Raw genomic sequence first — 24,524 nt, 5'->3', positions numbered from 1 at the left:
GGTATAGCGGCGCTTAAAGCACACACCAAGCCTCCGCAAAATTACGATCTGATTTTATAGAAAGAATAAAAACCGGTATAAAAGTTCAGAAAGATGATAAATGTCAGCTTTTAATAATGACGAGTTAGGAACGAATAGTGAATAATGAGGAATGAATAAGTAATAACGAATAATGGTAGAGCGCGATGGGTTTAGGACAATGATCAATGAACAGGGAGTGCCAGACGTGGGAGGCCAGGCTTATAAGCTGAAGCAAGGTGTAAACTGATTGTATACCTGTACTCTAATCATTACTGATTATTCATTCGTCTTTACTCATTAACAAAAGGTTTCCAGATCGGAGCAGCAGGCAGAGGTGCGGTGACTGTAATTATGGTCTTCAGGGTGGGATGCTCGAACTGCAGGCTGCGGGCATGCAGGGCGATGCTCTTGTCTGGTAACGGTTTGGTGGCGCCATACCTCAGGTCACCGGCAATAGGGCAGTTCATGGAGGCTAGCTGCACCCGGATCTGGTGCGGCCGGCCCGTGACAGGATTAACTTCCAGTAGGTAATTCTTGTCGTGCTCCCCGGCCAGGCGGTAGCTCAACTCGGAGCGGAGTCCATTTTTGTTTTCGCGGGCATAGGCTTTGGTTACGTTACGACTGCTATCCTTGATGAGCCAGTGCACAAGCGTCTGCTCAGGTATAGCAGGCCGGTTGAGCACCACGGCCCAGTAGGTTTTTACCGTCTTTTTGCTTCGGAAGAGTTCGTTGAGACGGCTGAGAGCTTTGGAGGTTTTAGCTAGCACCACCACCCCACTAACCGGTCTGTCCAGACGATGCACCACCCCAATGTAAACGTTGCCTGGCTTGTTGTACTTCTCTTTGATGTAGGCTTTGGCCAGATCGGCAAGGCACTCGTCGCCGGTTTCATCGCCGTGCACAAGCAGTCCTGCCGGCTTATTCACCACCAGCACATGGTTATCCTCAAAAAGTACATCTAACAATTTAGTTGAGAGTTAAAAGTGAAGAGTTATGAGTTAAAAGTGTTTTATCCAGAGGTGCCCAGTATCAAAGCCGGTATTAGCGTTAAGACTGTAGCCGCGCACTCTACCGTACGCATACCGCTCACTCTTAACTTTTAACTCATAACTCTTCACTGAAATTAATACGCTTCTTTCTCGTTCGGGAAATCTTTGCTCTTCACGTCTTTCACATAGTTCTGCACGGCGTCGGTCATGATGGTGTGCAGGTCGGCGTAACGACGCAGGAAGCGTGGCTTGAACTCCTTGTTGATGCCCAGCATGTCGTGCACTACCAGCACTTGTCCGTCCACGTGCGGACCTGCGCCTATACCTATGATCGGAATTTCCAGCTTCTCGGCAACACGCTTGGCCAACTCCGAAGGGATCTTCTCCAGCACAATCGAGAAGCAGCCCAGTTCCTGCAGCAACAGGGCGTCTTCGATCAGTTTCTGCGCTTCGGCTTCTTCTTTGGCTCGCACGGTGTATGTGCCGAATTTGTAGATAGACTGTGGCGTCAGGCCCAGGTGCCCCATCACAGGTACACCAGCACTCAGAATGCGGACAATCGATTCCTTTATCTCAGCACCGCCTTCCAGCTTGATGCCATGTGCGCCCGACTCCTTCATAATGCGGATGGTAGAGCGCAGTGCCTCTGAGGAATTGCCTTGGTAAGAGCCAAACGGCAGGTCCACCACTACAAAAGCGCGGTTCACGCCACGGATCACCGAAGAGGCATGGTAGATCATCTGGTCCAGCGTGATGGGGAGCGTGGTTTCGTGCCCGGCCATTACGTTAGAGGCGGAGTCACCGACAAGCAGTACGTCTACGCCGGCAGCGTCCAGAATGGTGGCCATAGAATAGTCGTAGGCCGTGAGCATGGAGATCTTCTCGCCGCGCTCTTTCATGTTTTGCAACTGGTGCGTGGTAACTTTTTTTACGTCGCTTTTATGAACAGACATAGGATGCTGGTTTGGATTTGATTCAAAATTATAAAAATCAAAACAAAAACAGCCACCCATTTTTCTGGCGCGGCTGTTCGGAGTGTTATCTGAAGTTCATGCCTGATCTGTTTCTGGTCAGGCGCAGGTCGCGCAGCAGGGCAGATCGGGCGTTGATGGTCACATTATAGCCGCGCATCAAGCCGAATGGTCTCCAGCCGATGCTCATCTCCCAGCAGTGCAGGTCGCGGTAAATGTCGAGACTGGCGTTGGAAATGTTCTGGTTCGTAAAGTCATACCCGGCCATGTAGCCAAACTTCCACTTTTCGGTCAGGTTCAGGGTACCCTGCATGCCAATGTTCTGCGTAATCTCGCCCCGGTTCTGCTGTGTGCCACCGGTGTAGAAGATCGTGTAGTCCAGGTTCAGTGTCCAGGGGATGTTGAAATCCACATAGTCAGGCAGAAACTGGTCGTTTGGGTTCAGCATACCGGGCAGGTTGGTCGGTGGCGGCACGTTAGTGGACCGCGCAGCAGGGTTAAAGTTGGCCCGCACACTCAGGTTGGCATTGGTGAGCCTGGCGAGTTTAAAACCAGGGCCTTCCAGCATGTAGCGGTTTACGGGACGGGTGCCACCCGGATTAAGCTGGTAAGGGTTGAGGGTAGAGGTAAAGTTCACATCAAACACTTTGAACAGGCGTGTGTTCATGCTGATGTTAATGGGGGAGAGCCGCAGCGAGTCGGCAGCCAGGTTGTAAGATGTCCCTATGTTCAGGTTGTCGATCAAACTCACCTTTTCAGACTTAGCCTCTGTGGAGTCGCTACGCGAGCGCACTTTCATCTCGACACGGTTATTGATCTGCATGCTCAGGCTGCTTTGCAGACCTCCGGAAGGCACGTTACCATTAAAGCGCGGCAGCGTCTGAAAGATCGGTTGGTTCGTCAGTGAGTCCAGGCCTACCTGTGTGGTTTGGGAGAAGCCAAAACGATTTTCGTCGCCAAAGTTAGGACGGTAGCCGTAGCTAACGCTCGGAATCATGGTATGGCGGATGGCCTCTACCCGCTTGCTCTTCGGGAACTGGACAGTACCGTACACAGTCGTGTTGAGGGAGGCGCCTGCACCGTACTCGTACACCCTGCCAAAGCTCGCCGTGTCGATGCGTACGGCCTGCTGCTCGTCGTCGTAGGTATAGGTCAGTTTGTTGTCGAACCAGGTCTCCCGGTAATTGACGTTCGGCGTCAGGTTGAAGAAGCGGAACACCTTGTAGTTACCCAGCCCGATGGTAAAGTTATGGTCGGCGCTCTTGCGGCCATTACGCCAGAGACGATCCAGGTTGTTCAAGTTAAGCGCAAAGGTGGTGTCTCTTTCTGTGCCATCTACCACAGGCACATTCCCTAGTCTGCGGGCAGCCACCTGGTTGGACACCTCGTTTCGGGCCCGCAAGTTGTATCCGAAGGTAAAGTTTTCGTACCACCTGCCGGTAGGCACATTCTTCGAGAAGAGCTCGTACAAACTCGTCTGCGTCATCGCAAAGTTGAGGTCAGGCAGCGTAAAGCGCATGGTGGTGGGAGCCGGTCTTTGGTTCTCACCCTCTCCTACGAAGCCCCCGTTGTTCTGGCCCTGGCTCAGTGTAGCAGTATAGCTGAAAGGCGTGTTCTGGATGTTCTTCTGGTACTGTATGGTTGAGTTGAAGGTCGGTGTCAGGTAATTGTTCGGGTTGTTGAAATTGACACGGTTGTGCTGGCTGCTACCGGCCCGCACGTTGGCTGAGAATCGTCCACGACCAGGCTTCTGCACCGGACTGTGCGACCAGTTAACAAAGGCAGTGCGTTGGGTAGGCGGCAGACCGGCCAGGCTGTTTGTAGAGCGGTTCGGGTCAGCCACATCGGCTTCGTCATTCTTAAAGTAATCGTAGCTGATGTTGAAGTTGCCACGGTATGCGTAGCGCTTGATGTAGGTGTTGTCTACCGTTACCTTATACCCGCCCAGCGAGTAAATGTCGCCGGTGATGCGGGTGCCGATGTAGTCGTTCAGGGCCAGGTAGTAGCCACCGTTGCTCAGGTAGAAGCCACGGGCCCGCGACTCACCAAAGGTTGGCATGATCACGCCCGAAGAGCGTTTGTTCTTTGGCGTTGGGAAGAGGCCGAACAAAAAGCCGAGCGGCGTAGGTATATCGGCGATCACGAGGTTAAACGGCCCCGACATGATCTTGTCGTTGGGTATGGCCTTGATCTTGCCAGCACTGATGTAGAAGTGCGGGTGCTCGAGGTTACAGGTAGTGTACTTGTTGTGCAGACCAAAAATTTCGTTCGCCTCATTTTTTTTCACCACCTCAGAATGTATATACCCCTCGCCTTGTTGCGTTACTACTTCAGAGATCCGGCCACGTTTGGTTTTGTAATTATAGGCGATGCGCTTGGCGGCGTAGCTTTCAGCCCCGTCCTTAAATACCGGAGTACCAGTCTCCTGGCCAGCTGAGTCGGCAAGGGTAGTAGCCGTAAGGGTATTGAGGTCGTAGTTGATCTCGATGTAAGCTGCCGAAAGCTCCATGGTGCCGTAATCAATTTTGGCATCTCCATACAGATGTACTACTTTGCGGTCTACCTCAAACAGAATGGAATCTCTGGCAGAGTAATTGATTGTGGTCTCGATGTCGCCCTGCGGTGCCGTTGTCACGAGTGAATCCTGAGGTGGAGAGATGTTGACAGTGTCTTTTGGCGAGGCTGTAGTGGTGGGACGACGCACCCGTTGACCCAGCGCAGGCTGGGCAGAAAGCACGGCGAGCTGCACCAGCAGCAAAAAGATGAAAATGTAGCGCAACTTCTTCAGACTTCCCTAAAGTTTTATTTATTTTGTACAAAGTTATTGTTTAACTTTTAACTAACGAGCGTTGTGAGAAATATTGTTACTATTTCAATTCTGGCCCTAAGTTTACTTTTACTATCCTCCAGCAAGCTCGAATACCGTAAGGCGTACAAGCTGCGCACGGTAGTTATCGATGCGGGTCATGGCGGCAAAGACATAGGTTGTAACGGCAAAGTCTCGCACGAGGCTGATGTGGCCTTAAAGTTGGCCTTACAGGTCGGTACGTTAATTGAGAAGAACGTGCCCGACGTGAAAGTTGTTTACACCCGCAAAGACGATACGTTTGTAGAACTGATCGACCGTGCCGGCATCGCCAACAAGAACAACGCGGACCTGTTTATCTCTATTCACCTTAACGCAGGACCTCCTTCTGCTTACGGCACCGAGACCTATACGATGGGGCTTCACACTTCCAATAACAACCTGGCCGTTGCCAAGCGCGAAAACGCCGTTATTTTGCAGGAAGACGACTATAAGGAAAAATACGGCGGCTTCGATCCGAATTCCCCGCAGAGCCACATTATGTTTGCGCTGCACCAGAGTGCCTACATTGATAATAGCCTCCGTTTTGCCCAAAAGGTAGAAAATGAGTTTAAAAACAGAGTAGGGCGCACCAGCCGTGGCGTGAAGCAGGCAGGCTTTCTGGTCCTCTGGAAATCCTACATGCCAAGCGTGCTGATTGAGGCCGGATTCCTTACCAACCCGGCTGAAGAAAAATTCCTTAACGATAAAACCGGTCAGACGTATATGGCATCAGGTATATATCGTGCCTTCAAGGAATACAAGCAAGAGCTTGAAGCCATGAACTAAAGCAAAAAGCAAACTCACCTACGTGAAAATATCAAAGGAAATTAAGGTTGCCCTGTTAGGTATAACGGCAATTGTAATACTATACTTCGGGTATGAATTCCTGAAAGGCTCCACGCTCTTCTCCAAATCCAATACTTATCATGTGGTTTACGACAGCGTGGATGGGCTTACCATTTCAAATCCTGTATTTTTGAACGGCATACAGGTAGGCCATGTGAAAGACATGGAGCTGCTTACCGACCGTGCAAACATGGTACGTGTGGACATTGAAGTGCGGAAAGACCTGCAGATCGGGGACTCTACTATCGCCAGCCTCGGCAACTCCGACTTTTTGGGAAGCAAGGCCATTACACTCTTCCTTCGCAACAACAATAAGGAATACAAAGGTGGAGAGGAACTGATCGCCTTTAAAGAAACCAGCATCACGGACATGCTCTCATCCAAGTCGGTGCCGGTAATTGACAAAGTGGACACCACGCTGGCCCGTGTGAATCGCCTGCTCGACAGCGAGGCAAAGGGCAACATACAGCAGATACTGGCCAACTCCAACAAAACGACAGAAGCGGTAAACGAGATCATACGCGACAACCAGCGTAACATCAACCAGATCACCAGAAACCTAAGCCAACTTACGGCGGCCCTCAACCAGACCCAGCGCAACATCGACCGCCTGACCCTGAATATGGTCGAGATTACAGACACCCTAAAGCAGGTAGAAGTAAAAAAACTGGTAGCCGACGCCAACTCGGCCGTGAACGAACTGGAAAGCACAATTGCTAAACTCAACTCGAACGAAGGCTCATTGGGCCGTTTGATGAACGATGAGCAGCTGTACCAGAACATGAACCGCTCAACAGAGGCGCTCAATCTGTTGCTGCGCGACATCCAGGCCTATCCGAAGCGCTATGTGCAGTTTTCGCTTATCGGTCGCAAAGACAGGTATAAGGTGGATGCCACGGGGCGTGTGATTACGCTGGAAGAGGTGAAAGAGCTACAGGATGAGAACCCGGATGAGTTTCGTCGCCCTGTTCAAGACTCTGTCAAGGTATCCCCTGCCGATACCACAAAAAGGCAATAAGCTATCTTATAAAAATTGTATATTTGTGAAATCCGCCCTTAAAGCGGATTTTTCATTGTAAGTAGTCCCCTTATTTATAATAACCCCTTCATGGATATCGAATTCAATAAGAACGAAGACTCTCTCAAACAGCTGAGTTTCCAGCTGAAAGGCAAACTGAAAAAAGTACACCTGGGCGGCGGCGAAAAGCGCATCGCAAAAGAGCACGACAAAGGTAAAATGACAGCCCGCGAACGCATCGACTACCTGCTTGACGAAGGAACCGAGTTTCTGGAAGTAGGCGCTTTTGCCGGCGAAGGTATGTACCAGGAGGTGGGCGGCTGCCCAAGCGGCGGCGTGGTGACAGGTTTAGGCTACATCAAAGGCCGCCAGTGCGTGGTGGTAGCCAACGATGCTACCGTAAAGGCCGGTGCCTGGTTCCCGATCACGGCCAAGAAAAACCTACGTGCGCAGGAGATTTCCATCGAGAACAAACTCCCGATCGTATACCTGGTGGACAGCGCCGGCGTGTTTTTGCCCATGCAAGACGAGATATTCCCGGACAAAGAGCACTTCGGACGCATGTTCCGCAACAACGCCGTGATGAGCTCAATGGGCATCGTGCAGATCGCCGCCATTATGGGCAGCTGCGTGGCCGGTGGCGCCTACCTGCCGATCATGAGCGACGAGGCCCTGATTGTGGAAGGTACAGGCTCTGTGTTCCTGGGTGGCTCATACCTGGTGAAGTCAGCTATTGGCGAGAGCATTGACAACGAAACGCTGGGTGGCGCTTCGACGCACTGTGAGATTTCAGGCGTGACCGACTACAAATGCAAAGACGACAAAGAGGCGCTGGACCACATCCGCACCATATTCGATAAACTGGGCGAAAACCCGAAGGCTGGTTTCAGCCGCGTGGAGCCTGCCGCTCCGAAGCTCGACGAGAAAGAGATTTACGGCATGCTGCCAGCCGACCGCACCAAGCCCTACGACATGATGGACATCATCCATCGCCTGGTCGACAACTCCGAGTTCGAGCCATACAAAGAACTGTATGGGCAGACGCTGATCTGCGGACTGGGCCGGATCGATGGTTGGGCAGTGGGTATAGTAGCTAACCAGCGCAAGATCGTAAAGAGCAAAAAAGGCGAAATGCAGATGGGCGGCGTGATCTACTCCGACTCAGCTGACAAGGCGGCCCGCTTTATCATGAACTGCAATCAGAAAAAGATTCCACTAGTGTTCCTGCACGATGTGTCGGGCTTTATGGTGGGCAGCAAGGCCGAACACGGCGGCATTATTAAGGACGGCGCCAAAATGGTGAATGCCATGGCCAACTCGGTGGTGCCGAAGTTCACGGTCATCCTGGGCAACAGCTACGGGGCCGGCAACTACGCCATGTGCGGCAAGGCCTACGACCCGCGCCTGATTTACGCCTGGCCATCGGCGCAACTAGCCGTGATGAGCGGTGCGGCAGCGGCCAACACCTTGCTGCAGATCCAGGTATCGGCTTTGAAAGCGAAAGGAGAAGAGATCACTCCAGAGGCAGAAAAGGAACTGCTTGAGCGTATCACAGCCAAGTATAACGAAGAGCTTTCACCCTACTACGCGGCGGCCCGCCTGTGGATAGACGGCATCATCGACCCGCTGGAGACCCGTAAAGTGATCTCGATGGGTATAGAAGCTGCTAACCATGCGCCAATCGAGAAACCGTATAATGTAGGTGTGATTCAAACGTGATAGTTGACTGCTCTTTTATTGCTATACCTGTTCAGGGGCTTTCGGATAGTCTTAACTTTGAGCTAATTGTTGCTTCGATCAATCACGCTACAGACTGTTTGGATAAGGAAGGTGTAGACGGTATACAGCAGGCTGACGTACAATTTGTAAGATTTTATTTTCCGTTCTGAAATCTTCCGGAAGAATCAGGGGTTTGTTTAAGAAGGGCGGTGTTATAAATTATGACGGACATAGCACTGTTCAACTAGTACTTATTACGCTTTAACCATTACGCATTATTTTGACAAAGAAGGAGATAAAGGCGATGATCTCGCTGTTGGATGATATCGATTATGAGGTCGCGTCGCACGTAGAGAAGAAGATTGTATCGCTGGGGGAGAGCATTATTCCGTTTCTGGAAGAGGAATGGGAGGAAACCCTGAACTCAGACCTGCAGAAGCGGATTGAGGATCTGATCCATAGTCTGCAGTTTGACGGCTTGTTGCAGCGCCTAAAGAATTGGAAAGAGAGCGGAGGACAGGACCTGGTGGAAGGGATGTGGCTGGTGAATACCTACCTGTACCCGGATGTGGAACTGGCTACTTTATCGAAAGGGCTGGATCAGTTGTACTTCGACGCCTGGACGAACATGAAGGAGAACATGCACCCTTATGACCAGGTGAAATCGCTGAACAACACACTTTTCCGCGAAAAGAAGTTCTCAGCCAATACCAAAAACTTCCACTCCCCGTCGAATTCCATGATGCACCTGGCGCTGGAAACCCGGCGCGGGAACCCGCTGACGCTTTGTGTGATCTACATGACCATTGCGCAACGTTTAGGTATGCCTGTTTACGGTGTTAACCTGCCAAACCTCTTCATCCTGACCTATAAACTGGGCGAGGTGCAGTTCTATATCAACGTATACAACAAAGGGCTGATGCTTTCAAAAGCTGATATAGACAACTACATCGTGCAGCTTAACCTCAACCCGATCGATATTTTCTACGAGCCGTGCTCTAACATCGAAATTGTGAAAAGGGCGCTCCGTAACCTGGCCTTCTCGTTTGAAAAGACCAACGACCTGGAAAAGGCAACCGAAGTGACTAAACTGCTGACGGCGATCACGGACGAGGATCCAACAGTATAAGCACAGCAACGATCAGGTATAAATAGAAAGGCAAAGGCTGGTACTCAGAAGTGCCGGCCTTTGCCTTTTTATCTACTACAGGTATAGCATTACCCTATTGTCCTGGGAAATGGCAGGTATAGCTACCGCCGTAGGTTTAATTAGTATCGCTTGATCATACAACCGGTCGCGCGTTTGTCGGCTGCGCTTATATTTTTATTGGCCAACACATCATCAATTACAGTTTTAAGGTAATTGTTGCGCACGCCGCTCTCAACTTGCGGACTGTCATCTATCGCGCCCTTGTACTTCAGCACAAATTCGCCGCCTATGTTGTGCAACACAAACACTTCCGGCGTTTTAGTAGCTCCGAATTTTTGACTGATGCGTTGTCCCTCGTCTGCCAGGTATGGGAAGCTATAGTTTTTAGTTACCAGATCTTCCATGGTATCACTGCCTTCGCCCACGCCTACGCCCGGATTAATGAAGATGAACTGCACACCACGGGCCGCATAAGTGCTCGATAGCGTGACAAGGCGGTTTTCGTAGAGTTTAGCGTAAGGACACTTGTTATCCGTAAACACCAAAACAACTGTTTTGCTGTCGGCAAAATTACTTAGCGACACATTGTTCCCTTGCCCATCTTTGAGCGAGAAGTCCGCGACTTTGCTGCCCAACTGGTAGCTGCCTTGTGCAAATACACTGGCCGTGACCAGGAATGCTACAACAAAAGAAGCCAGATATTTCATGTTTGTTTGTTTAGGTGCGTGTAAGATGTATCAACGATCAACACTATAGGTTAGTACGTGGTTGTGAAGCACTTCGTGATGGATCTGATACAATTTAGAAAAATTATCCGTAATAACGTGACCCTGCAATAAGTTGTTTTCAGGGCTCTGCGAAGGTTCCACTAATAAGTTTTCCTTAAAAATAAGTCGTTTTTGGCTGTACATCTTGTACAAGGTTTCTTTAGCGCTCCAGTACAGACAAGTCTGCTGTTCATCGTCGGCGGTAAAAGCCTTCTCCTGGTCAGTCAGGAACTTGTCAGCTACCCGCAGCGCCTTTGCGCTTACTAGTTCAAGATCTATGCCAACATCATATTTTTCGGAAAGTATAACGGCGGCCATGCGCGGCGAGTGGGTGATGGAAAGCTGAAAAGGAGCACTTGCAAACACAGGTTTGCCAGTAGCGTCGCGCAACAAGGGCAGCGGTTCGTTGGTGAAGCGTTGCAGTAGCAGGTAAGCCAATGCACGGCTGGCGAGCCATTCGCGTTGTCTTCTGGGGTGAGCCAGTTGCAGGCTCTCGTCAGGGTTTATGTGCGCAGGCAGCAAAGAGCGTAAAGCATCCGGCGCTTCGTCGAGAAGCCACACTCCGAGTAGGGTATGGGGGTCAAGTTCACGGGTCTGGAGCAGGGGCATGGCAGTAATTTCTGATTGGCAGCAATAGGGTTAGCGGCAATTGTTGTAAATTTAGCTAAATTTAAGTACATCAGACCAAGTAGAGATGGCTAGCAAGATACAAGTACAGAAAGTCGCCACCCTGACAGGCCACCGCGATTGTGTGTATACCCTGGAGGGTGGTGCTTCGCCTGCCACTGTTTATTCGGCGGGCAGCGACGGCATGGTGGCTTCCTGGGACCTGGACCAACCGGATAATGGCGAACTGGTAGCAAAGGTCACCACATCGGTATACGCCCTGCGGTTTGTACCGGAGCGCAACCAGTTGCTGATCGGGCAAAACCAAGAAGGCTTGCAGGTAATCGACCTGAACAGCAAGGCTATTCATAAGTCCGTGGCGCTGCCCAAAGTGGCGATTTTCGACATTGCCTACGTGCCGGAAACAGGGCAGGTATACGTGGGGATGGGCAACGGAGGTATAGCTGTGATCGGAGCAGAGGACTTTGAGCTTCGCAGCATGGTACGCAAATCGGACAAGAGTGTGCGCTGCCTGGCTTACAACAAAACCACCAACGAGCTGGCCGCCGGGTACAGCGACCACACCGTGCGTATTTTCGACGCCACCAGTATGGAGCTGAAGTATGAACTGCCTGCGCATACCAACTCCGTGTTTACGGTCGTTTACTCTCCGGATGGCACGCAGTTGCTCACAGCGGGCCGTGATGCCCACCTGCGGGTTTGGGAGGTACAGGAAAAATACAAGGAGCGCGGCTATGTGATTGCTCACATGTATACCGTCAATCACATCACCTATAGCCCCGACGGACGACATTTTGCGACCTGCAGCATGGATAAGTCCATTAAAATTTGGGACGCGCAAACCTTCAAACTGCTCAAGGTTATTGATAAAGTCCGAAACGCGAGCCACGGCACCTCTGTCAATAAATTATTTTGGTCGGCTCACCAGAATAAGTTAGTTTCGTGTAGTGATGACCGCACCATTTCGGTGTGGGATATAAAATTCAGTTTGGATCATGAAGATTACACCCTTAGAAATCAGACAAAAGACATTTGAGAAGGCATTTAGAGGGCTGGACAAGGACGAAGTAAATGCTTTTTTGCTGACTTTATCGCAGCAGTGGGAAAAGCTGCTCGATGAGAACAAAGACCTGCGCAACAAGCTGGAGGCGGCTCACCGCGAGACGCAGAAGCTGCGTGAGGTGGAATCTTCATTATACAAAACACTGAAAACCGCCGAGGACACCGGTAACTCTATTCTGGAGCAGGCCAACAAATCATCTGAGCTTAAGATCCGTGAGGCGCAGCTGCAGGTTGACCAACTGCTGAACACAGCCCGCAACCAGGCCCGTGTAGTGCTGGAAGACAGCCAGAAGCAGGCCGAGCGTATGGTGAGCGAAATGCAGCAGGAGGTAAAAGCCCTGGAGCAGGACTACCAGCGCATGGAGTCGTACCTGGAGAGTATGGTGCGTGACCTGCGCAACCTGGCCAACGAGGCGCTGGAGAAAGCCGAGAAGACAAAGTCAAAACCTAAAACCAGTACAGCCAGTATTCTTTCAAGAGCGGCCGAACTTCGGGTGGAACAGCCCGAGCTGCTGCGTAACATGAAAGATATGGAAACCACAACGAATAGAACGATACAACTGCCGGAGGCTACGGCCACTGCAGCAACTGCTATACCTGCTCTTGCCATCAGCAATAGCTACGAACCGCTTGGTGATCCGGCTCCGGACGTGACACAGCCGCACCCGGAAATTCCGAATCCGATAACGCCGGTGCCAAACGTACCATCGCCGGAGATCGAGCAGCCGAAGCCGGACTATCCGGGTACTATCCCTTCTCCTGAAATTGAGCAGCCTATACCTGAGATACAGCCTATTACGCCTGATAAGCCTGAAGTGCAGCCACCGATGACGGAGCCATCCCGCAATAGTCTGTCTGACTGGGCGCAGAGCCGTCAACCAAAAACGGCAGGCTCTTTCTTTGACGAGATAGGCTAGTTCGAAACGGATGGGACAGATTGCACTGGAAGGAATGGAGTTCTTCGCCTTCCACGGTTTTTACGACGAGGAACAGAAGATCGGTAACAAGTACGGCATCGACCTGTTCATTGAAACCGATCTGAGACGTGCCGCCGAGAGCGACGACCTGGGGGAAACCGTGAACTACGAAGTGCTGTATGCGCTGGCGCTGGAAGAGATGAGAGTCCCGGCCCGCCTGCTGGAGCATCTGGGCCACCGGATCATCGACAAGATCTACGACCGGTTCCCGTTTGTGCAGTCAGTCAAAATAAATGTATACAAGTTTAACCCTCCGCTGGGGGGTATTTGTAAGTGGGCCAAAGTGACATTAGCAGAGGCCCGATAAGTTTACTTATTGATGAAGAGCAGCCGGCGCAGTGATGTGCCGGCTGTTTTTTTTCTACTTTTTCAGCTTAGGGGTAAGGCCTAGTCCTGGAGGCTAAGCCTTTGCTGCATGCTACCTGTATCCTTACAGGATGACAAATAAGGTATTATGTGACGGCTCGGGCTCGGGGAGAAGTTATACCAGTTTCAGTAACTCAGTTGCGGCTGCAAACGCTGATTTTTTGCCTTCCTTTACCTCATCGGCTATACCTGGCAATTGGTCTTTCACTTGCTGGTGTGCATAGAAACTGTCCTCCAGCCCCTGGCGTATGGCTTCGTACATCCATTGCAGGTTCTGGCTGTGGCGCTTCTTCTCGAAGAATCCGCTTTGATGGGTCAGCTCCAGGTATGCCGCTATCGTCTGCCAGATGGTGTCGAGACCCGTTTGCTCCACTGCTGAGCATACGGAAACCTTCGGGAGCCAACCGGAGGCCGCCATCGGGTATAGGTGCAGGGCATTCTTGTACTCGGCGCGGGCGGCTTTGGCTTTCATCGCGTTCTCGCCGTCGGCTTTGGTAATGGCAATGGCATCGGCCATCTCCATGATGCCGCGCTTTATACCTTGCAGTTCGTCGCCGGCACCTGCTAGCATCAGTAACAGGAAAAAATCCACCATGGCATGCACCGCCGTTTCAGATTGGCCTACGCCCACTGTCTCCACAATAATGGCGTCAAAACCGGCTGCTTCGCAAAGGATGATGGATTCGCGGGTGCTGCGCGTTACGCCACCCAAGGACTTACCGGCAGGGGAGGGACGTATAAAAGCCTGCGGATTAACGGAGAGTGATTCCATGCGCGTCTTGTCGCCGAGTATACTGCCGCCGGTGCGCTGTGAGGTCGGGTCGATGGCCAGCACGGCCAGTTTCTTGCCCTGTTCCTGAATCAGGTAGTTGCCAAAGGATTCAATAAAGGTACTCTTACCCACACCCGGCACGCCGGTTATACCTATCCGCACTGATTTGCCGGCATGCGGCAGCACCTGGTTGATAACGTCCTGTGCCAGATCCAGGTCAGAGGCCAGCCGACTTTCTACCAACGTAATGGCACGACTCAGCATGACACGGTCGCCGGCCAGGATGCCCTCTACATACTTATCAGCACTGAAACGTTTTGCCAAGGCGGTATAGCGTTAGGTATAGAATCGATTGCTTTACAAATTTAGAATTTATGCGTTACCGAGCCAGTTATTTGTGTGAAACAAAAAAGCCGGACACTGCTGCCCGGCTCTTAAATCTGATTTTGAAACCTTATTTTACGTTTGCAGACCTACCTGCGCCCGACTGTATACCTTGCGGAAAGTTTGGAAGTCCAAGATCGCTCTTGCGGCCACCCAGGTGAAAGCCCGTGTCTACATAACCACTTTCCTTACCCAAGGCATTCGGATCGTTGATCACACCTAGATGAATGTTATCCTGGCGGGCCACATACATCTTGCCATTCGGCCCCATTTGTATAGCGCCGATGCGCGGACTGCCGGAAGTGCCCACCACCACAGCTGATTTGGCAATGGCTGCTTCGTCGCCAGCCTGCAGGTCGAATTGGATGATCTGCGCCTTGCCGCCCCCTTTGCCGTTCGCGGTGCCATAAAGCTTGGTGCCATCCGGAGAAAAGCACACGCCATACGCTTCTTCATAGCCTTTCAGCAAAACAGGGTCTGATACCTCACCGGTACTACGGTCGAAACGGAGCACCTCGAAATTGCTGTCGCTGTCCCAGAGGGCGGCGGCCAGACGGGTGCCGTCAGGAGAAGGAACGAGGTAGCCGATGGCTTTGCGGTGCGCGCCACCATGCACAGTGCCCACGTTGCTCATCACAGGCTCTACGTTCACGCCCTCAGCTGTCACCAGGTAGGCCATGTAGGCGTTGCTGTTCCAGCGGTGCGCAATCACCCACCAGTCGCGGTTGTTGCTGTGGCGAATGGCCGTGAGCTTTTCGGTGGCCGGCGCGATCATAAACACGTTTCGGGCCGTAATGGCCCCGTTACCATCGTCTTTGTTCATGTTCACCACACTGTAGCGCAAACCATTGGACTGCGCCTGTATGTCGGTTGTGAAAATGTAAAAGACGCTGTCAGCAGCTGGCTTCGGTATGATCAGGGCAGATTGGGTGGAGGACTTCATACCCATCAGGCCGTTGCCGTTTGGCAGCACGCGGTGGTGCTTGTTCCAGACGGTGATCCCGTTGGTATAGAACAACAGGTTGCCCGATTTATCGGAGATGGTGGCGCTGCCTTCTTCGGTCTGCAGTCTACTGTTGACCACTGCGGTTACCGTGTCGCCCCTAAAAATCATACCGGCTCCTTTGCCAAAGTACCAGTTGGATGTTTCGCCCTGCGCAAAAGCTGTGAAGGTGCTCAGGAGCAAGGCAAGTGCCGTTAATGTATGTTTAACCTGAATCATATCCTGTTTTTTTGTATAACGCTGACTTTGCAAACTGAGTGCCAGTTTCTGGACCAATCTGCAGATCAGGTACAACAACTACTCTAGTACCGGACTTGGTATATGCAGTCTTTAGTGTGCTAAAGATATGGGGAGAACGTGTTTTACTGTTCTAATACTATCAAATCAACTTGTTCGGCATTTATTTTTATGGTTTGTCCACCCCGAAAAATAAGAATCATATCATCATTTTTATAGTCTGGCTTCAGGCCAAAGCTGTCCATAACTTGCCTCATGTTTTGGGGAAGCCATCCAAGCACATCTAAACATTTGTCCTCGCTCACAGGAACTTCAGCATCTCTTTCTTGTATTTTAAGAAAACTAACTGCGCTAAAGCGTAATTTGAATTTATCAATATTATTAGATGTGGTTTCTTCAGTTTCTAATTTATCCCATTGTATTTCGAAGACTTGAGATGATAGTGAATACTTAAATTCATGAAAGTCATAATCGTTGTGAAGGTCTAAGTACAAGCCAGTATAATGTAGTGTGACTGTATCCTCTATCTCAAAATTGGTCAGTTTCATAAAATAAATAAGAGCTAACTAATCAGTATAACCGAATGTCCGCCTGCACAGAGGCTATAATTCAGGTATAGCTTTACCGATTTTGCAGCATGGCGGGCTCGCGCTCGGCAATTGGACGCAGTTCAGGGTATAGCGAAAGCAGTTTCAGAAACACACCGTTGGTCCAACCGAAGCCATCTTGGTTCGGGTACTCTCCGCCGCCTGCTTCGAGCTCCAGATTTTCTACATTATATTTCTCTACCATCTTGCCGGTGCTTTCATGTACTTCGGTGCCGAGGGTAATCCAGCGGGTAGCGATCGTGCGGGCCAAATCTTCGTGATCGTAATTGCGCAGCGCCTGTATACCCATCCACTGCAAAGGTGCCCAGCCATTTGGGGCGTCCCATTGTTGATCGGTATGCACCAGAGTTGTCGCCAGTCCGCCTGCTTTTAGGAAATCGTTTTGCAGGCGCTCAGCCACTGCATTGGCTTGTTTGCGCTTGGCCATACAGAAGTAAAGCGGAAACACGCCAGCCAGTGTTGGGATGTTGGTGGTGGTGCCCTGTACAAAATCATAATCATAAAAGAAGCCGTCACCATCGTGCCACATGTGGTGGAGCACTGCTTTGCGACGAGCTTTTGCTTTTTGGCGGTATAAACGTGCCTCCGCAGGGTTGCGCTCCAGTTCGGCCATCTCAGCCAGGGTCAGTTCCATGTGGAAAAGGAGCGAGTTGAGGTCTACGGGCAGGATGTCGGTGGTATGGATCGTGTTTAGGTTTTGCTTGTCGGCGAACCAGCGGCTGCTAAAGTCCCAACCCGACTCGGCCGCTGCCCGGATGTGGCGGTATACCTTTTCGGGTGACCTGCCAGATTCCTGTGCAATGTGCAAATCTTCTCTGTAAGATTCAGGGCGGGGGGCCGGTTGGTCGTCCCAGTAGCGGTTGAGGATGCTGCCGTCCGGTAGCAGTACCACCCGGCGGTGGGTTGGATTGTTAGGGGTAAGTTGTTCTACGCCATCCATCCAGAAAGCATACTCCTTGCGAAGGGCGGAGGCATATTTTACTAACACATCGCGGCCCAACTCCTGTGTAAGCAAGTGCAGCATCAGCGCATAAAATGGTGGCTGGGAGCGGCTAAGGTAATAGCTGCGGTTGCCGTTTGGTATATGGCCGGTGGTATGGATCAGGTGCGTGAAATTGTCGACCATGTGCTGGATCAAGGCTTTTTCGCCGCTTACCTGCAGCCCGAGCATGGTGAAGAAGCTGTCCCAATAGTAGATCTCCTGAAAGCGGCCGCCCGGCACTACATAGGCATGGGGGAGGGGAAGAAGGGAGCCGCCGCCCTCGTCCGGCATGCGGGTGAGGACTGGCCAGAGCTGTCGTATGTGCGCTGTTACAGAAAGGCTGGTGTCTGTCGTGAAGTTAGAGGAAGGCTGTGTTGGCAGCAGGAAATGTTCGAGCACAAACTCCTTCAAATCGAAGCCAGACTGCCCGCGCTGTTGGCGGTAGGCCTGTAAAATATGCGCTGGCTCCTGCAGGGGCACACAGTCTGCAAAGGTTTTAGAATCCGGGAAAACAGGCAGTAACTGTACATCACGAAAAAGCTCTTGCAAATCGGTCTCCGGCCGATATTGGGCATGTACCGGCGATGGAGCATAAATATAGGATAGAAGCAAAAGAATCAGGTTTAGTAGGAAGTATGATTTTTTTGATTTGCCTTGCTTCATAGTCAGCGCATATTATATGAATGTGTATTCATACGAATTAAAGAAGCAAGGGGTCAAGTATACTATTATGCAACCTGGTACGCAAGCGATATTCCGATAAGCTTATTTGTTTCCTGAATACCTGCAGGAAAATCTTGAAATTATAGGAGTCATTTGGATAGCATGAGAGTGTTCCTTTAATACTAAAAACAAAAGCGAGACACTGCTTTAACAGCCTCCCGCTTTTGCGCAACTAGTATGCTTGTCGGAATTACAGTTGTTTACATGGTGGTGCCACCGGTTGTACTTCCACTCGTGGTGCCGGTGGTAGTTGTACCAGCAGCATTCGTACCCGTACCTCCGCTAGCGTCTTCACCTTGGTTGTCTTCCAGTGAGTCACTGTCTATATCACTTGTTTCGATAGACTGATTATCCGGTACAGATTGTTGGTTGTCGCTTCCGCAAGAAGTCAACAAAAGAGAAGCTGTGCCTAAGCAGCAAGCAGCAAGCAGTGAAGTCCATTGTTTTTTCATAGCTTATTTTGGATTTGATCGATCGTATGGGTAGGTGTTAGATTCTGGTTGCTACGACCCATTCAAGGTGTAGCAACCAGAATGGATCTTAATTAATTGCCTGTTGTAGTACCAGTAGTGGTTCCCGTGTTCGTACCTGTAGTAGTTCCTGATGTAGTACCGGTCGTCGTACCAGTCGTGGTTCCCGTAGTAGTTCCTGATGTAGTACCGGTCGTCGTACCAGTCGTGGTTCCCGTAGTCGTACCTGTTGTTGTTCCGGTAGTGGTTCCCGTAGTTGTGCCAGTCGTAGTTCCAGTAGTTGTGCCTGTAGTAGTTCCAGTCGTAGTGCCTGTTGTGGAGCCTGTTGTCGTTGTGCCCGTAGTGGTACCGGTCGTGGTCATACCTCCCGTGGTGGTTCCAGTAGTTGTCGTACCTGTGGTACCGCCTGTAGTAGTTCCTTGCATACCAGCAGTATCTTCCGTCATGCCAGTGTCCTCCATGTCAGTGTCCATCGTATTATCTTCCATGGTTTCGGAGGGCGTATCTGTGGTATTGCCCTGATCTCCGCTACAAGAAGTCAGTAGTAACGCTGAACTCATGAAAAGTGTAGCCGCCGCTATTTTCCAAATTATTTTCATAGACTATTAGTTTTTAGGTTTCACATCCTCTCTTTTACGATTAATTTAAGGATGAGCCTAATAACTAAGCTGCAATTGTTAGGTGATAACTACTTAATTATCAGTAAGTAGTTATGGTATATTGAGGTGATTAAGCCCCTTTTAGCGGCTAAATGGATGTCGTACAAAGGATATTTGGCCCATGGCGTCTTTTTCGTAGCGAGCTAAGGTATAAGGCTCAAACTGGGAAGGGAAGTTTGGCTGTCCGGGTTGCACCTGATCGGGCGCTGGCTGGCTGTTCAAAAAGAAATAGACCCTGGTAGTGCCATATTTAGTGTGTGGCATGTAATTCCCGTATTGCTCCATCTCCTGCCACAGCGTATCAGCCACAGTCACTGCATATATCCTGACGATCGGGCCGGTGTTATTCTCATTGCGATAAAAAGCCACTTCTTTAAAATCACCATCCAGGTCGTCAACGCTGGGAAGGGAAAACGAATCATAGATGAAGTAGATGATGAGGGCGGCAGCGAAGCCTAGCAGAGTGTATTTTGTTGATTTAGAAGACATAATAAGTTTTTGTAAGTGCCACAAAGGTACGGCTTAAAAAAGGGTATGCCAAAGTACTTCCAGGCTGTATGCCGCTCAAAAGTGGGTGTGTGTCTAAAAGAACAATGTCCTTTTAAAGCGCAAAAGCTGCAGCCAACCAAAGTCAACTGCAGCTTTCAGATTTTAACTCTTAACTCTTAACTATTCCACTACTCTCCTGATCAGGTTTTCCAGAATGTTCTGAGCCGCTACTGAGATAATGGTGCCAGGTCCAAACACACCAGCTGCGCCTGCCTTGAACAGGAAATCATAGTCCTGGGCAGGTATAACACCGCCTACGATCACCATAATGTCTTCTCGACCGAGTTTGCGGAGTTCTTCTATCAGCTGCGGTACCAGTGTTTTGTGGCCGGCTGCCAGCGAGGAGACACCCACCACGTGCACGTCGTTTTCAGCAGCCTGCATGGCTACTTCCGCCGGGGTCTGGAACAGTGGGCCGATGTCGACGTCGAAGCCGAGGTCGGCGAAGGAGGTGGCGATGACTTTGGAGCCGCGGTCGTGACCGTCCTGCCCCATCTTGGCGACCATGATGCGTGGTCGGCGGCCTTCCATTTCCTCGAATTGGTCGGCCAGCACCTTGGCCCGCTCGAAGTTCTCATCGTCGGAGAGCTCGGCAGAGTAGATGCCTGATATGGATCGTATCACAGCTTTGTGTCTTCCGTAAATTTTCTCTAATGCGTCAGAAATTTCGCCCAACGTAGCACGGTGGCGGGCAGCGTTCACCGCCAACTCCAGCAGGTTGCCTTCGTTGGATTCTGCCGCAACGGTGAGTGCCTGTAAAGCTTCATTCACAGCTTCGTTATCACGACTATCCTTTACCTGTGCCAATCTGCGGAGCTGCGATTCGCGTACAGCCGTGTTGTCGATGTCGAGGATGTCGATTTCCTGAATCTGATCCGGGCGGTATTTGTTCACCCCCACAATCACGTCCTTGCCGGAGTCGATGCGGGCCTGCTTGCGGGCGGCAGCTTCCTCAATGCGCATTTTCGGCAGACCGGTCTCAATGGCTTTAGCCATACCACCGAGTTCTTCCACTTCCTGAATCAGCTCCCAGGCCTTGTGCGCAATCTCGTGCGTGAGCGCCTCCACATAATAAGAACCTCCCCACGGATCTACCACTTTGTTGATGTTGGTTTCCTGCTGCAGGTAGATTTGCGTGTTGCGGGCAATGCGGGCCGAGAAGTCGGTTGGCAGCGCAATGGCCTCGTCTAGTGCGTTGGTGTGCAAGCTTTGCGTACCGCCTAAGGCGGCGGCCAGTGCTTCCACGCAAGTGCGGGTCACGTTATTGAACGGGTCCTGCTCGGTCAGGCTCCAGCCGGAAGTTTGGCAGTGCGTACGCAGCGCCAGCGATTTCGGGTTCTTCGGGTTGAACTGCTGGATAAGTTTCGCCCACAGCATACGGGCGGCGCGCATTTTGGCAATTTCCATGAAGTGGTTCATGCCGATGGCCCAAAAGAAAGAAAGGCGCGGCGCAAATACGTCGATGTCCATACCTGCCTTCAGACCGGTGCGCACATACTCCAGACCGTCGGCCAGGGTATAGGCCAGCTCGATGTCGGCGGTGGCACCGGCTTCCTGCATGTGGTAGCCTGAGATGGAAATGGAGTTGAAGCGCGGCATGTTCTGGGAGGTATACTCAAAGATATCCGCTATGATCTTCATGCTCGGCTCCGGCGGGTAGATGTAGGTGTTGCGCACCATGAACTCCTTCAGGATGTCATTTTGGATCGTTCCGCTCAGCTGCTCCGGCGTCACGCCCTGTTCTTCGGCCGCCACAATGTAAAAGGCCATGATCGGCAGCACGGCCCCGTTCATGGTCATCGATACCGACATCTCGTTGAGCGGGATCTGGTCGAAAAGGATCTTCATATCCTCCACCGAGTCGATGGCCACACCGGCCTTGCCCACGTCGCCCACCACACGCGGATGGTCGGAGTCGTAGCCACGATGCGTGGCCAGGTCGAAGGCTACAGAAAGGCCTTTCTGCCCGCCTGCCAGGTTGCGGCGGTAGAAAGCGTTGGATTCCTCGGCGGTGGAAAAACCGGCATACTGGCGGATAGTCCAGGGCTTCTGCACATACATGGTGCTGTACGGCCCGCGCAGGTAGGGCGGCAGACCGGCAGCAAAGTCCAGGTGCTCGAAGTGCTTTACATCTTCTGAGGTATAGTAGCTCTTCAGCGGAATCTGCTCGGCCGTTTTCCAGTCCTTCGGCGGAATCGGGTCTACGGGACCGTGCTCCGCTCCGGCTACTTGCTTTATGTCTATGTTCGAAAAGTCAGGTTTCATCTAAATGAGATCAAATTGCTTAATTGTTAAATTGTTAAGAGTTAAATGCGCGTTTTGGAGAATAACAATTTAGCCATTCAACCATGTAGCAATTCAACTCTAACTCGCGTGCTCGGAGGTAATGACCCAGCGGCCGCCAATTTTCTTCCAAAGCTGCGACGATACACCGCCCATCAATTTTTTGCCTTGCAGGTCGATCTTCCAGCGGTACACGTAGTACACGGCCTCCGGGCCTACCTGCTCGATGTGTAAAGGTTCGTAGGTGTACTCACCCATCTTGCTGCGGTCGGTAAAGTCGGTCTGGAACATCTCCAGCACTTCTTTCCAGCCTTTTTCGGTGCCGTTGCGGCTGATCCAGAGCATGTCCGGCGACTCCCAGTAAAAGTCCATGGCCTTCTCCAGTTCGCCTTTGTTCCAGGCGGCTACCTGTCCGTCAAGGGCTTGCTTTACTTCGGTGATCGCTTCGTTCATGATCGCTGGTTTGTGTTTTTTGAATGTAAAGGTTGCTGTTGCAAGCGACGGTATACCTGATCACAGGTATAGCACGCGGCTTCTAGTGCTTCCCACCATTGTTTTCATCCCGGTCCAACCGCTTCTGCACTAATTCGAGTATGGTCGACATGTCGCAGTCCTCGAAAATGAACTCGTCGTACCCATGGGCTACCAGCTCGTCTTTCATGTGCTGCGGATCGTCGGCCATGATGATGGTCGGCTTGGATTCGTGCTGGCTGATCCGGGGACCGAACTCACGGGCATATGTTGCTTCTGAAGTAGAAACTACTACTACCTCAGCGGCTGCGTGTAATAGCCTGGTGACGGCGGTTTCCACATCGTCATACTGCTGTATGTCTGTTTCAAAGCCAGCGCAGCTGAAGAACTCCTTTGCGAAAGAGGCGTTGATGTGTCGCTTGGCGGCCTGTCCTATGACGGCGATAATCGCTCTCGGACGGCGTTTGCGCTTGCGCAGGTGCAGTTCGGTTGCCATGCGCATCACCTCGGTCGGGTAGGCGGCGCGGGTGGTGTCGAACTCGGCGCGTTGGATAAGCTCCTCCGGGTCGAAATCGATCTGCTCTTTCGGGTTAGGGTATTTGTTGGTGCCTACCAGCACCATGCGGCCCTGTGCGATGTCACGGAACTTCTGGCGGCTTACTTCGGTGATCGAGCTCAGGATAAAGCCATTCTCGTAAGCGGCCTCAAACCCTCCCTGTGCCTCTACCTCTTTAAACAGCTCCCATGCATTAGTGGCTAGCTCGTTGGTAAGCGACTCCAGGTAATAAGAGCCGGCAGCTGGGTCTACGGCTTTGTCGAGGTAGGATTCCTCTTTCAGAATAATGGATACGTTGCGGGCAATGCGCTCCGAAAATTCATCTGAATCCTTGAAGGTGCTGTCGAAAGGCAGCACGGTGAGGGAATCAGCGCCGGAGAGCACTGCTGACATGGCTTCGGTGGTGACACGCAGCATGTTCACGTAGGGATCGAGCGTGGTTTGGTACCAACTGGAAGTCGTGCTGTGGATACGCAGTTTGGCGGCCAGGGCAGGATCAGCCTGGTAGGCCTCCACTACGGCAGCCCACAACAGGCGCAGCGCACGCAACTTGGCGATCTCGAAAAAGTAATTGGTGCCGGCTCCCATGCAGAACAGCATGTTGCGCAGTACCGACCCCAGGGGCTCACCGGCTGTGGTAAGGCGATCGGTATAGGCCACGGCGGCACTCAGGGTATAGGCCACTTCCTGCGTGAGCGAAGCCCCGATACTGCTGAAATTGGTGCCGCAAACAGTCACACCATAAAAATCGGGGCTGTCCTTGGTCAGGTCGAGCACCTGTGCGATGATCTTGTTTTCATCATCGCTGAGCTGGCCTTTTCCTGACATGGGGTCGTAATTTGCGAAGCCTCTCAGGTTGCGGTGCGAGATATTCTGCTTTGAAAGTAAGGTATAGAGACCTTTGAGGAAATCAGCCGGATCGCCGTTCAAGGTATAGCTCACAGACTGAGAAGTTAGGTCGATCTGCTCGGTCAGATAGGCGATGTCGAAAGTCTGCGGATCTTCCACAATAAAGAGCACGCCGTCCGCGCCTCTGTTCAGGGCATCAACCGCTTTATCGATGGCCGGTTTTCCGTTGCCTAAGGCCTTTATTTTCTGAATGTTTTGCCAGTTATTGTCGCTGCCGGTGTTGCCGCGCACAAAGGGGAAGTCGCCGGGTTTCTGCTGCACAAACGGCAGGTGCTGAATGTCTTCGCGGGTATAGTAGGGCTTGATCGTAATGCCTTCGTAGGTATGCCAGTTCAGGCTTTCGAGTGGGGTCTCGCGCAGGTCTTTCTGCGTGCGCGCCGCCCAGTCGGCTGCCGTGCCCGGCTTGAATTCTGAGAATAGCTTCTGCTCGTCAGTCATCGTGTAGGGTGTTATTTCCTGTAAATATATACTTTCTCTTGCAGCTTATAAAAAGCGGTAAGAAGGTCTGGAGGTTTTATCACTGTGAATTTAGTCTACGTGAACCACAAAGCGCAGGT

Annotated in this window: 22 protein-coding genes; 7 read left to right on the top strand and 15 right to left on the bottom strand. The window is 51.5% G+C overall.

All coding sequences use genetic code 11. The features are described from left to right. Positions 1-311 precede the first annotated feature (311 nt). From C8E01_RS08675 to C8E01_RS08665, 3 genes are all read right to left on the bottom strand, one after another. A complete protein-coding gene (locus C8E01_RS08675; protein ID WP_243409487.1) occupies positions 312-986 on the bottom strand; it encodes an RluA family pseudouridine synthase in 675 nt (224 codons plus the stop codon). Between the two features lie 158 nt (positions 987-1,144). After that, entirely contained in the window at positions 1,145-1,963 is an 819-nt protein-coding gene (gene panB, locus C8E01_RS08670) for a 3-methyl-2-oxobutanoate hydroxymethyltransferase (protein ID WP_116542964.1), read from the bottom strand. 85 nt (positions 1,964-2,048) lie between these two features. Beyond that, positions 2,049-4,760 carry a putative LPS assembly protein LptD gene (locus C8E01_RS08665; RefSeq protein ID WP_116542963.1) on the bottom strand — a complete coding sequence of 904 codons (2,712 nt, stop codon included), beginning with the start codon at positions 4,758-4,760 and terminating at the stop codon, positions 2,049-2,051. A 72-nt stretch (positions 4,761-4,832) separates the two neighbouring features. Here C8E01_RS08665 and C8E01_RS08660 point away from each other — a divergent pair, with 72 nt between their 5' ends. From C8E01_RS08660 to C8E01_RS08645, 4 genes are all read left to right on the top strand, one after another. Beyond that, positions 4,833-5,615: an N-acetylmuramoyl-L-alanine amidase family protein gene (locus C8E01_RS08660; RefSeq protein WP_116542962.1), complete on the top strand. Its 783-nt coding sequence runs from the start codon at positions 4,833-4,835 to the stop codon at positions 5,613-5,615. A 22-nt stretch (positions 5,616-5,637) separates the two neighbouring features. Beyond that, positions 5,638-6,693, top strand: a complete 1,056-nt coding sequence (locus C8E01_RS08655; RefSeq protein ID WP_116542961.1) for an MlaD family protein — start codon at positions 5,638-5,640, stop codon at positions 6,691-6,693. A gap of 90 nt (positions 6,694-6,783) precedes the next feature. After that, positions 6,784-8,412, top strand: a complete 1,629-nt coding sequence (locus tag C8E01_RS08650; RefSeq protein ID WP_116542960.1) for an acyl-CoA carboxylase subunit beta — start codon at positions 6,784-6,786, stop codon at positions 8,410-8,412. Between the two features lie 280 nt (positions 8,413-8,692). Then, positions 8,693-9,541 carry a transglutaminase-like domain-containing protein gene (locus C8E01_RS08645; protein ID WP_116542959.1) on the top strand — a complete coding sequence of 283 codons (849 nt, stop codon included), beginning with the start codon at positions 8,693-8,695 and terminating at the stop codon, positions 9,539-9,541. A 140-nt stretch (positions 9,542-9,681) separates the two neighbouring features. Here C8E01_RS08645 and C8E01_RS08640 read toward each other — a convergent pair whose 3' ends face one another. Both C8E01_RS08640 and C8E01_RS08635 read right to left on the bottom strand, forming a co-directional pair. Beyond that, the gene (locus C8E01_RS08640) at positions 9,682-10,269 is read right to left on the bottom strand and encodes a thioredoxin family protein (protein WP_116542958.1); all 588 of its coding nucleotides are present in this window, start codon (positions 10,267-10,269) and stop codon (positions 9,682-9,684) included. Positions 10,270-10,299: 30 nt separating this feature from the next. After that, positions 10,300-10,938, bottom strand: a complete 639-nt coding sequence (locus tag C8E01_RS08635; RefSeq protein ID WP_116542957.1) for a 4'-phosphopantetheinyl transferase superfamily protein — start codon at positions 10,936-10,938, stop codon at positions 10,300-10,302. 85 nt (positions 10,939-11,023) lie between these two features. Between C8E01_RS08635 and C8E01_RS08630 the strand changes: the two genes are divergently transcribed. From C8E01_RS08630 to folB, 3 genes are read left to right on the top strand one after another with little or no spacing between them, the layout of a single operon-like run. After that, positions 11,024-11,992: a WD40 repeat domain-containing protein gene (locus C8E01_RS08630; RefSeq protein WP_116542956.1), complete on the top strand. Its 969-nt coding sequence runs from the start codon at positions 11,024-11,026 to the stop codon at positions 11,990-11,992. Further along, on the top strand, positions 11,952-12,935 hold the full coding sequence (locus C8E01_RS08625) for a DivIVA domain-containing protein (protein ID WP_116542955.1): 984 nt from the start codon (positions 11,952-11,954) through the stop codon (positions 12,933-12,935). Before C8E01_RS08630 ends, C8E01_RS08625 begins: the two co-directional genes overlap by 41 nt. A gap of 10 nt (positions 12,936-12,945) precedes the next feature. After that, positions 12,946-13,302, top strand: a complete 357-nt coding sequence (folB, locus tag C8E01_RS08620; protein WP_116542954.1) for a dihydroneopterin aldolase — start codon at positions 12,946-12,948, stop codon at positions 13,300-13,302. A gap of 174 nt (positions 13,303-13,476) precedes the next feature. On the opposite strand, the gene meaB is transcribed toward folB, so the two are convergent. The 10 genes from meaB to C8E01_RS08570 form a co-directional block, all read right to left on the bottom strand. Next, entirely contained in the window at positions 13,477-14,457 is a 981-nt protein-coding gene (gene meaB / locus C8E01_RS08615; protein WP_116542953.1) for a methylmalonyl Co-A mutase-associated GTPase MeaB, read from the bottom strand. Positions 14,458-14,587: 130 nt separating this feature from the next. Further along, positions 14,588-15,739, bottom strand: a complete 1,152-nt coding sequence (locus C8E01_RS08610) for a TolB-like translocation protein (protein ID WP_116543037.1) — start codon at positions 15,737-15,739, stop codon at positions 14,588-14,590. Between the two features lie 143 nt (positions 15,740-15,882). Then, the gene (locus C8E01_RS08605) at positions 15,883-16,305 is read right to left on the bottom strand and encodes a hypothetical protein (protein WP_116542952.1); all 423 of its coding nucleotides are present in this window, start codon (positions 16,303-16,305) and stop codon (positions 15,883-15,885) included. Between the two features lie 73 nt (positions 16,306-16,378). After that, positions 16,379-17,959 (bottom strand): alpha,alpha-trehalase TreF, encoded by a 1,581-nt coding sequence (gene treF, locus C8E01_RS08600; protein WP_243409486.1) that lies wholly within the window; start codon positions 17,957-17,959, stop codon positions 16,379-16,381. A gap of 311 nt (positions 17,960-18,270) precedes the next feature. Continuing rightward, entirely contained in the window at positions 18,271-18,465 is a 195-nt protein-coding gene (locus tag C8E01_RS08595) for a hypothetical protein (protein ID WP_243409485.1), read from the bottom strand. Between the two features lie 149 nt (positions 18,466-18,614). After that, positions 18,615-19,139 (bottom strand): hypothetical protein, encoded by a 525-nt coding sequence (locus C8E01_RS08590; RefSeq protein WP_116542949.1) that lies wholly within the window; start codon positions 19,137-19,139, stop codon positions 18,615-18,617. 141 nt (positions 19,140-19,280) lie between these two features. Continuing rightward, positions 19,281-19,688, bottom strand: a complete 408-nt coding sequence (locus tag C8E01_RS08585) for a hypothetical protein (protein ID WP_116542948.1) — start codon at positions 19,686-19,688, stop codon at positions 19,281-19,283. Between the two features lie 180 nt (positions 19,689-19,868). Next, positions 19,869-22,013: a methylmalonyl-CoA mutase gene (scpA, locus tag C8E01_RS08580; RefSeq protein ID WP_116542947.1), complete on the bottom strand. Its 2,145-nt coding sequence runs from the start codon at positions 22,011-22,013 to the stop codon at positions 19,869-19,871. A gap of 99 nt (positions 22,014-22,112) precedes the next feature. Then, complete coding sequence (locus tag C8E01_RS08575; protein WP_116542946.1) at positions 22,113-22,484, bottom strand: YybH family protein; 372 nt, start codon at positions 22,482-22,484, stop codon at positions 22,113-22,115. Between the two features lie 82 nt (positions 22,485-22,566). Then, positions 22,567-24,405 (bottom strand): methylmalonyl-CoA mutase family protein, encoded by a 1,839-nt coding sequence (locus C8E01_RS08570; RefSeq protein ID WP_116542945.1) that lies wholly within the window; start codon positions 24,403-24,405, stop codon positions 22,567-22,569. Between the last annotated feature and the right edge of the window lie 119 nt (positions 24,406-24,524).

Origin of the sequence: Pontibacter virosus, assembly GCF_003096355.1 — a bacterium.
GTDB classification, from domain to species: Bacteria; Bacteroidota; Bacteroidia; order Cytophagales; family Hymenobacteraceae; genus Pontibacter; species Pontibacter virosus.
This window is presented reverse-complemented; position numbering and strand designations above follow the sequence as displayed.

Bases quoted from the DNA above. Each gene is read 5' to 3' on its own strand.
- scpA (WP_116542947.1), bottom strand. From the start codon at position 22,013: ATGAAACCTGACTTTTCGAACATAGACATAAAGCAAGTAGCCGGAGCG.
- C8E01_RS08585 (WP_116542948.1), bottom strand. From the start codon at position 19,688: ATGTCTTCTAAATCAACAAAATACACTCTGCTAGGCTTCGCTGCCGCC.
- panB (WP_116542964.1), bottom strand. From the start codon at position 1,963: ATGTCTGTTCATAAAAGCGACGTAAAAAAAGTTACCACGCACCAGTTG.
- C8E01_RS08610 (WP_116543037.1), bottom strand. From the start codon at position 15,739: ATGATTCAGGTTAAACATACATTAACGGCACTTGCCTTGCTCCTGAGC.
- C8E01_RS08635 (WP_116542957.1), bottom strand. From the start codon at position 10,938: ATGCCCCTGCTCCAGACCCGTGAACTTGACCCCCATACCCTACTCGGA.
- C8E01_RS08570 (WP_116542945.1), bottom strand. From the start codon at position 24,405: ATGACTGACGAGCAGAAGCTATTCTCAGAATTCAAGCCGGGCACGGCA.
- C8E01_RS08625 (WP_116542955.1), top strand. From the start codon at position 11,952: ATGAAGATTACACCCTTAGAAATCAGACAAAAGACATTTGAGAAGGCA.
- C8E01_RS08650 (WP_116542960.1), top strand. From the start codon at position 6,784: ATGGATATCGAATTCAATAAGAACGAAGACTCTCTCAAACAGCTGAGT.
- C8E01_RS08640 (WP_116542958.1), bottom strand. From the start codon at position 10,269: ATGAAATATCTGGCTTCTTTTGTTGTAGCATTCCTGGTCACGGCCAGT.
- folB (WP_116542954.1), top strand. From the start codon at position 12,946: ATGGGACAGATTGCACTGGAAGGAATGGAGTTCTTCGCCTTCCACGGT.
- C8E01_RS08630 (WP_116542956.1), top strand. From the start codon at position 11,024: ATGGCTAGCAAGATACAAGTACAGAAAGTCGCCACCCTGACAGGCCAC.
- C8E01_RS08590 (WP_116542949.1), bottom strand. From the start codon at position 19,139: ATGAAAATAATTTGGAAAATAGCGGCGGCTACACTTTTCATGAGTTCA.
- C8E01_RS08575 (WP_116542946.1), bottom strand. From the start codon at position 22,484: ATGAACGAAGCGATCACCGAAGTAAAGCAAGCCCTTGACGGACAGGTA.
- C8E01_RS08605 (WP_116542952.1), bottom strand. From the start codon at position 16,305: ATGAAACTGACCAATTTTGAGATAGAGGATACAGTCACACTACATTAT.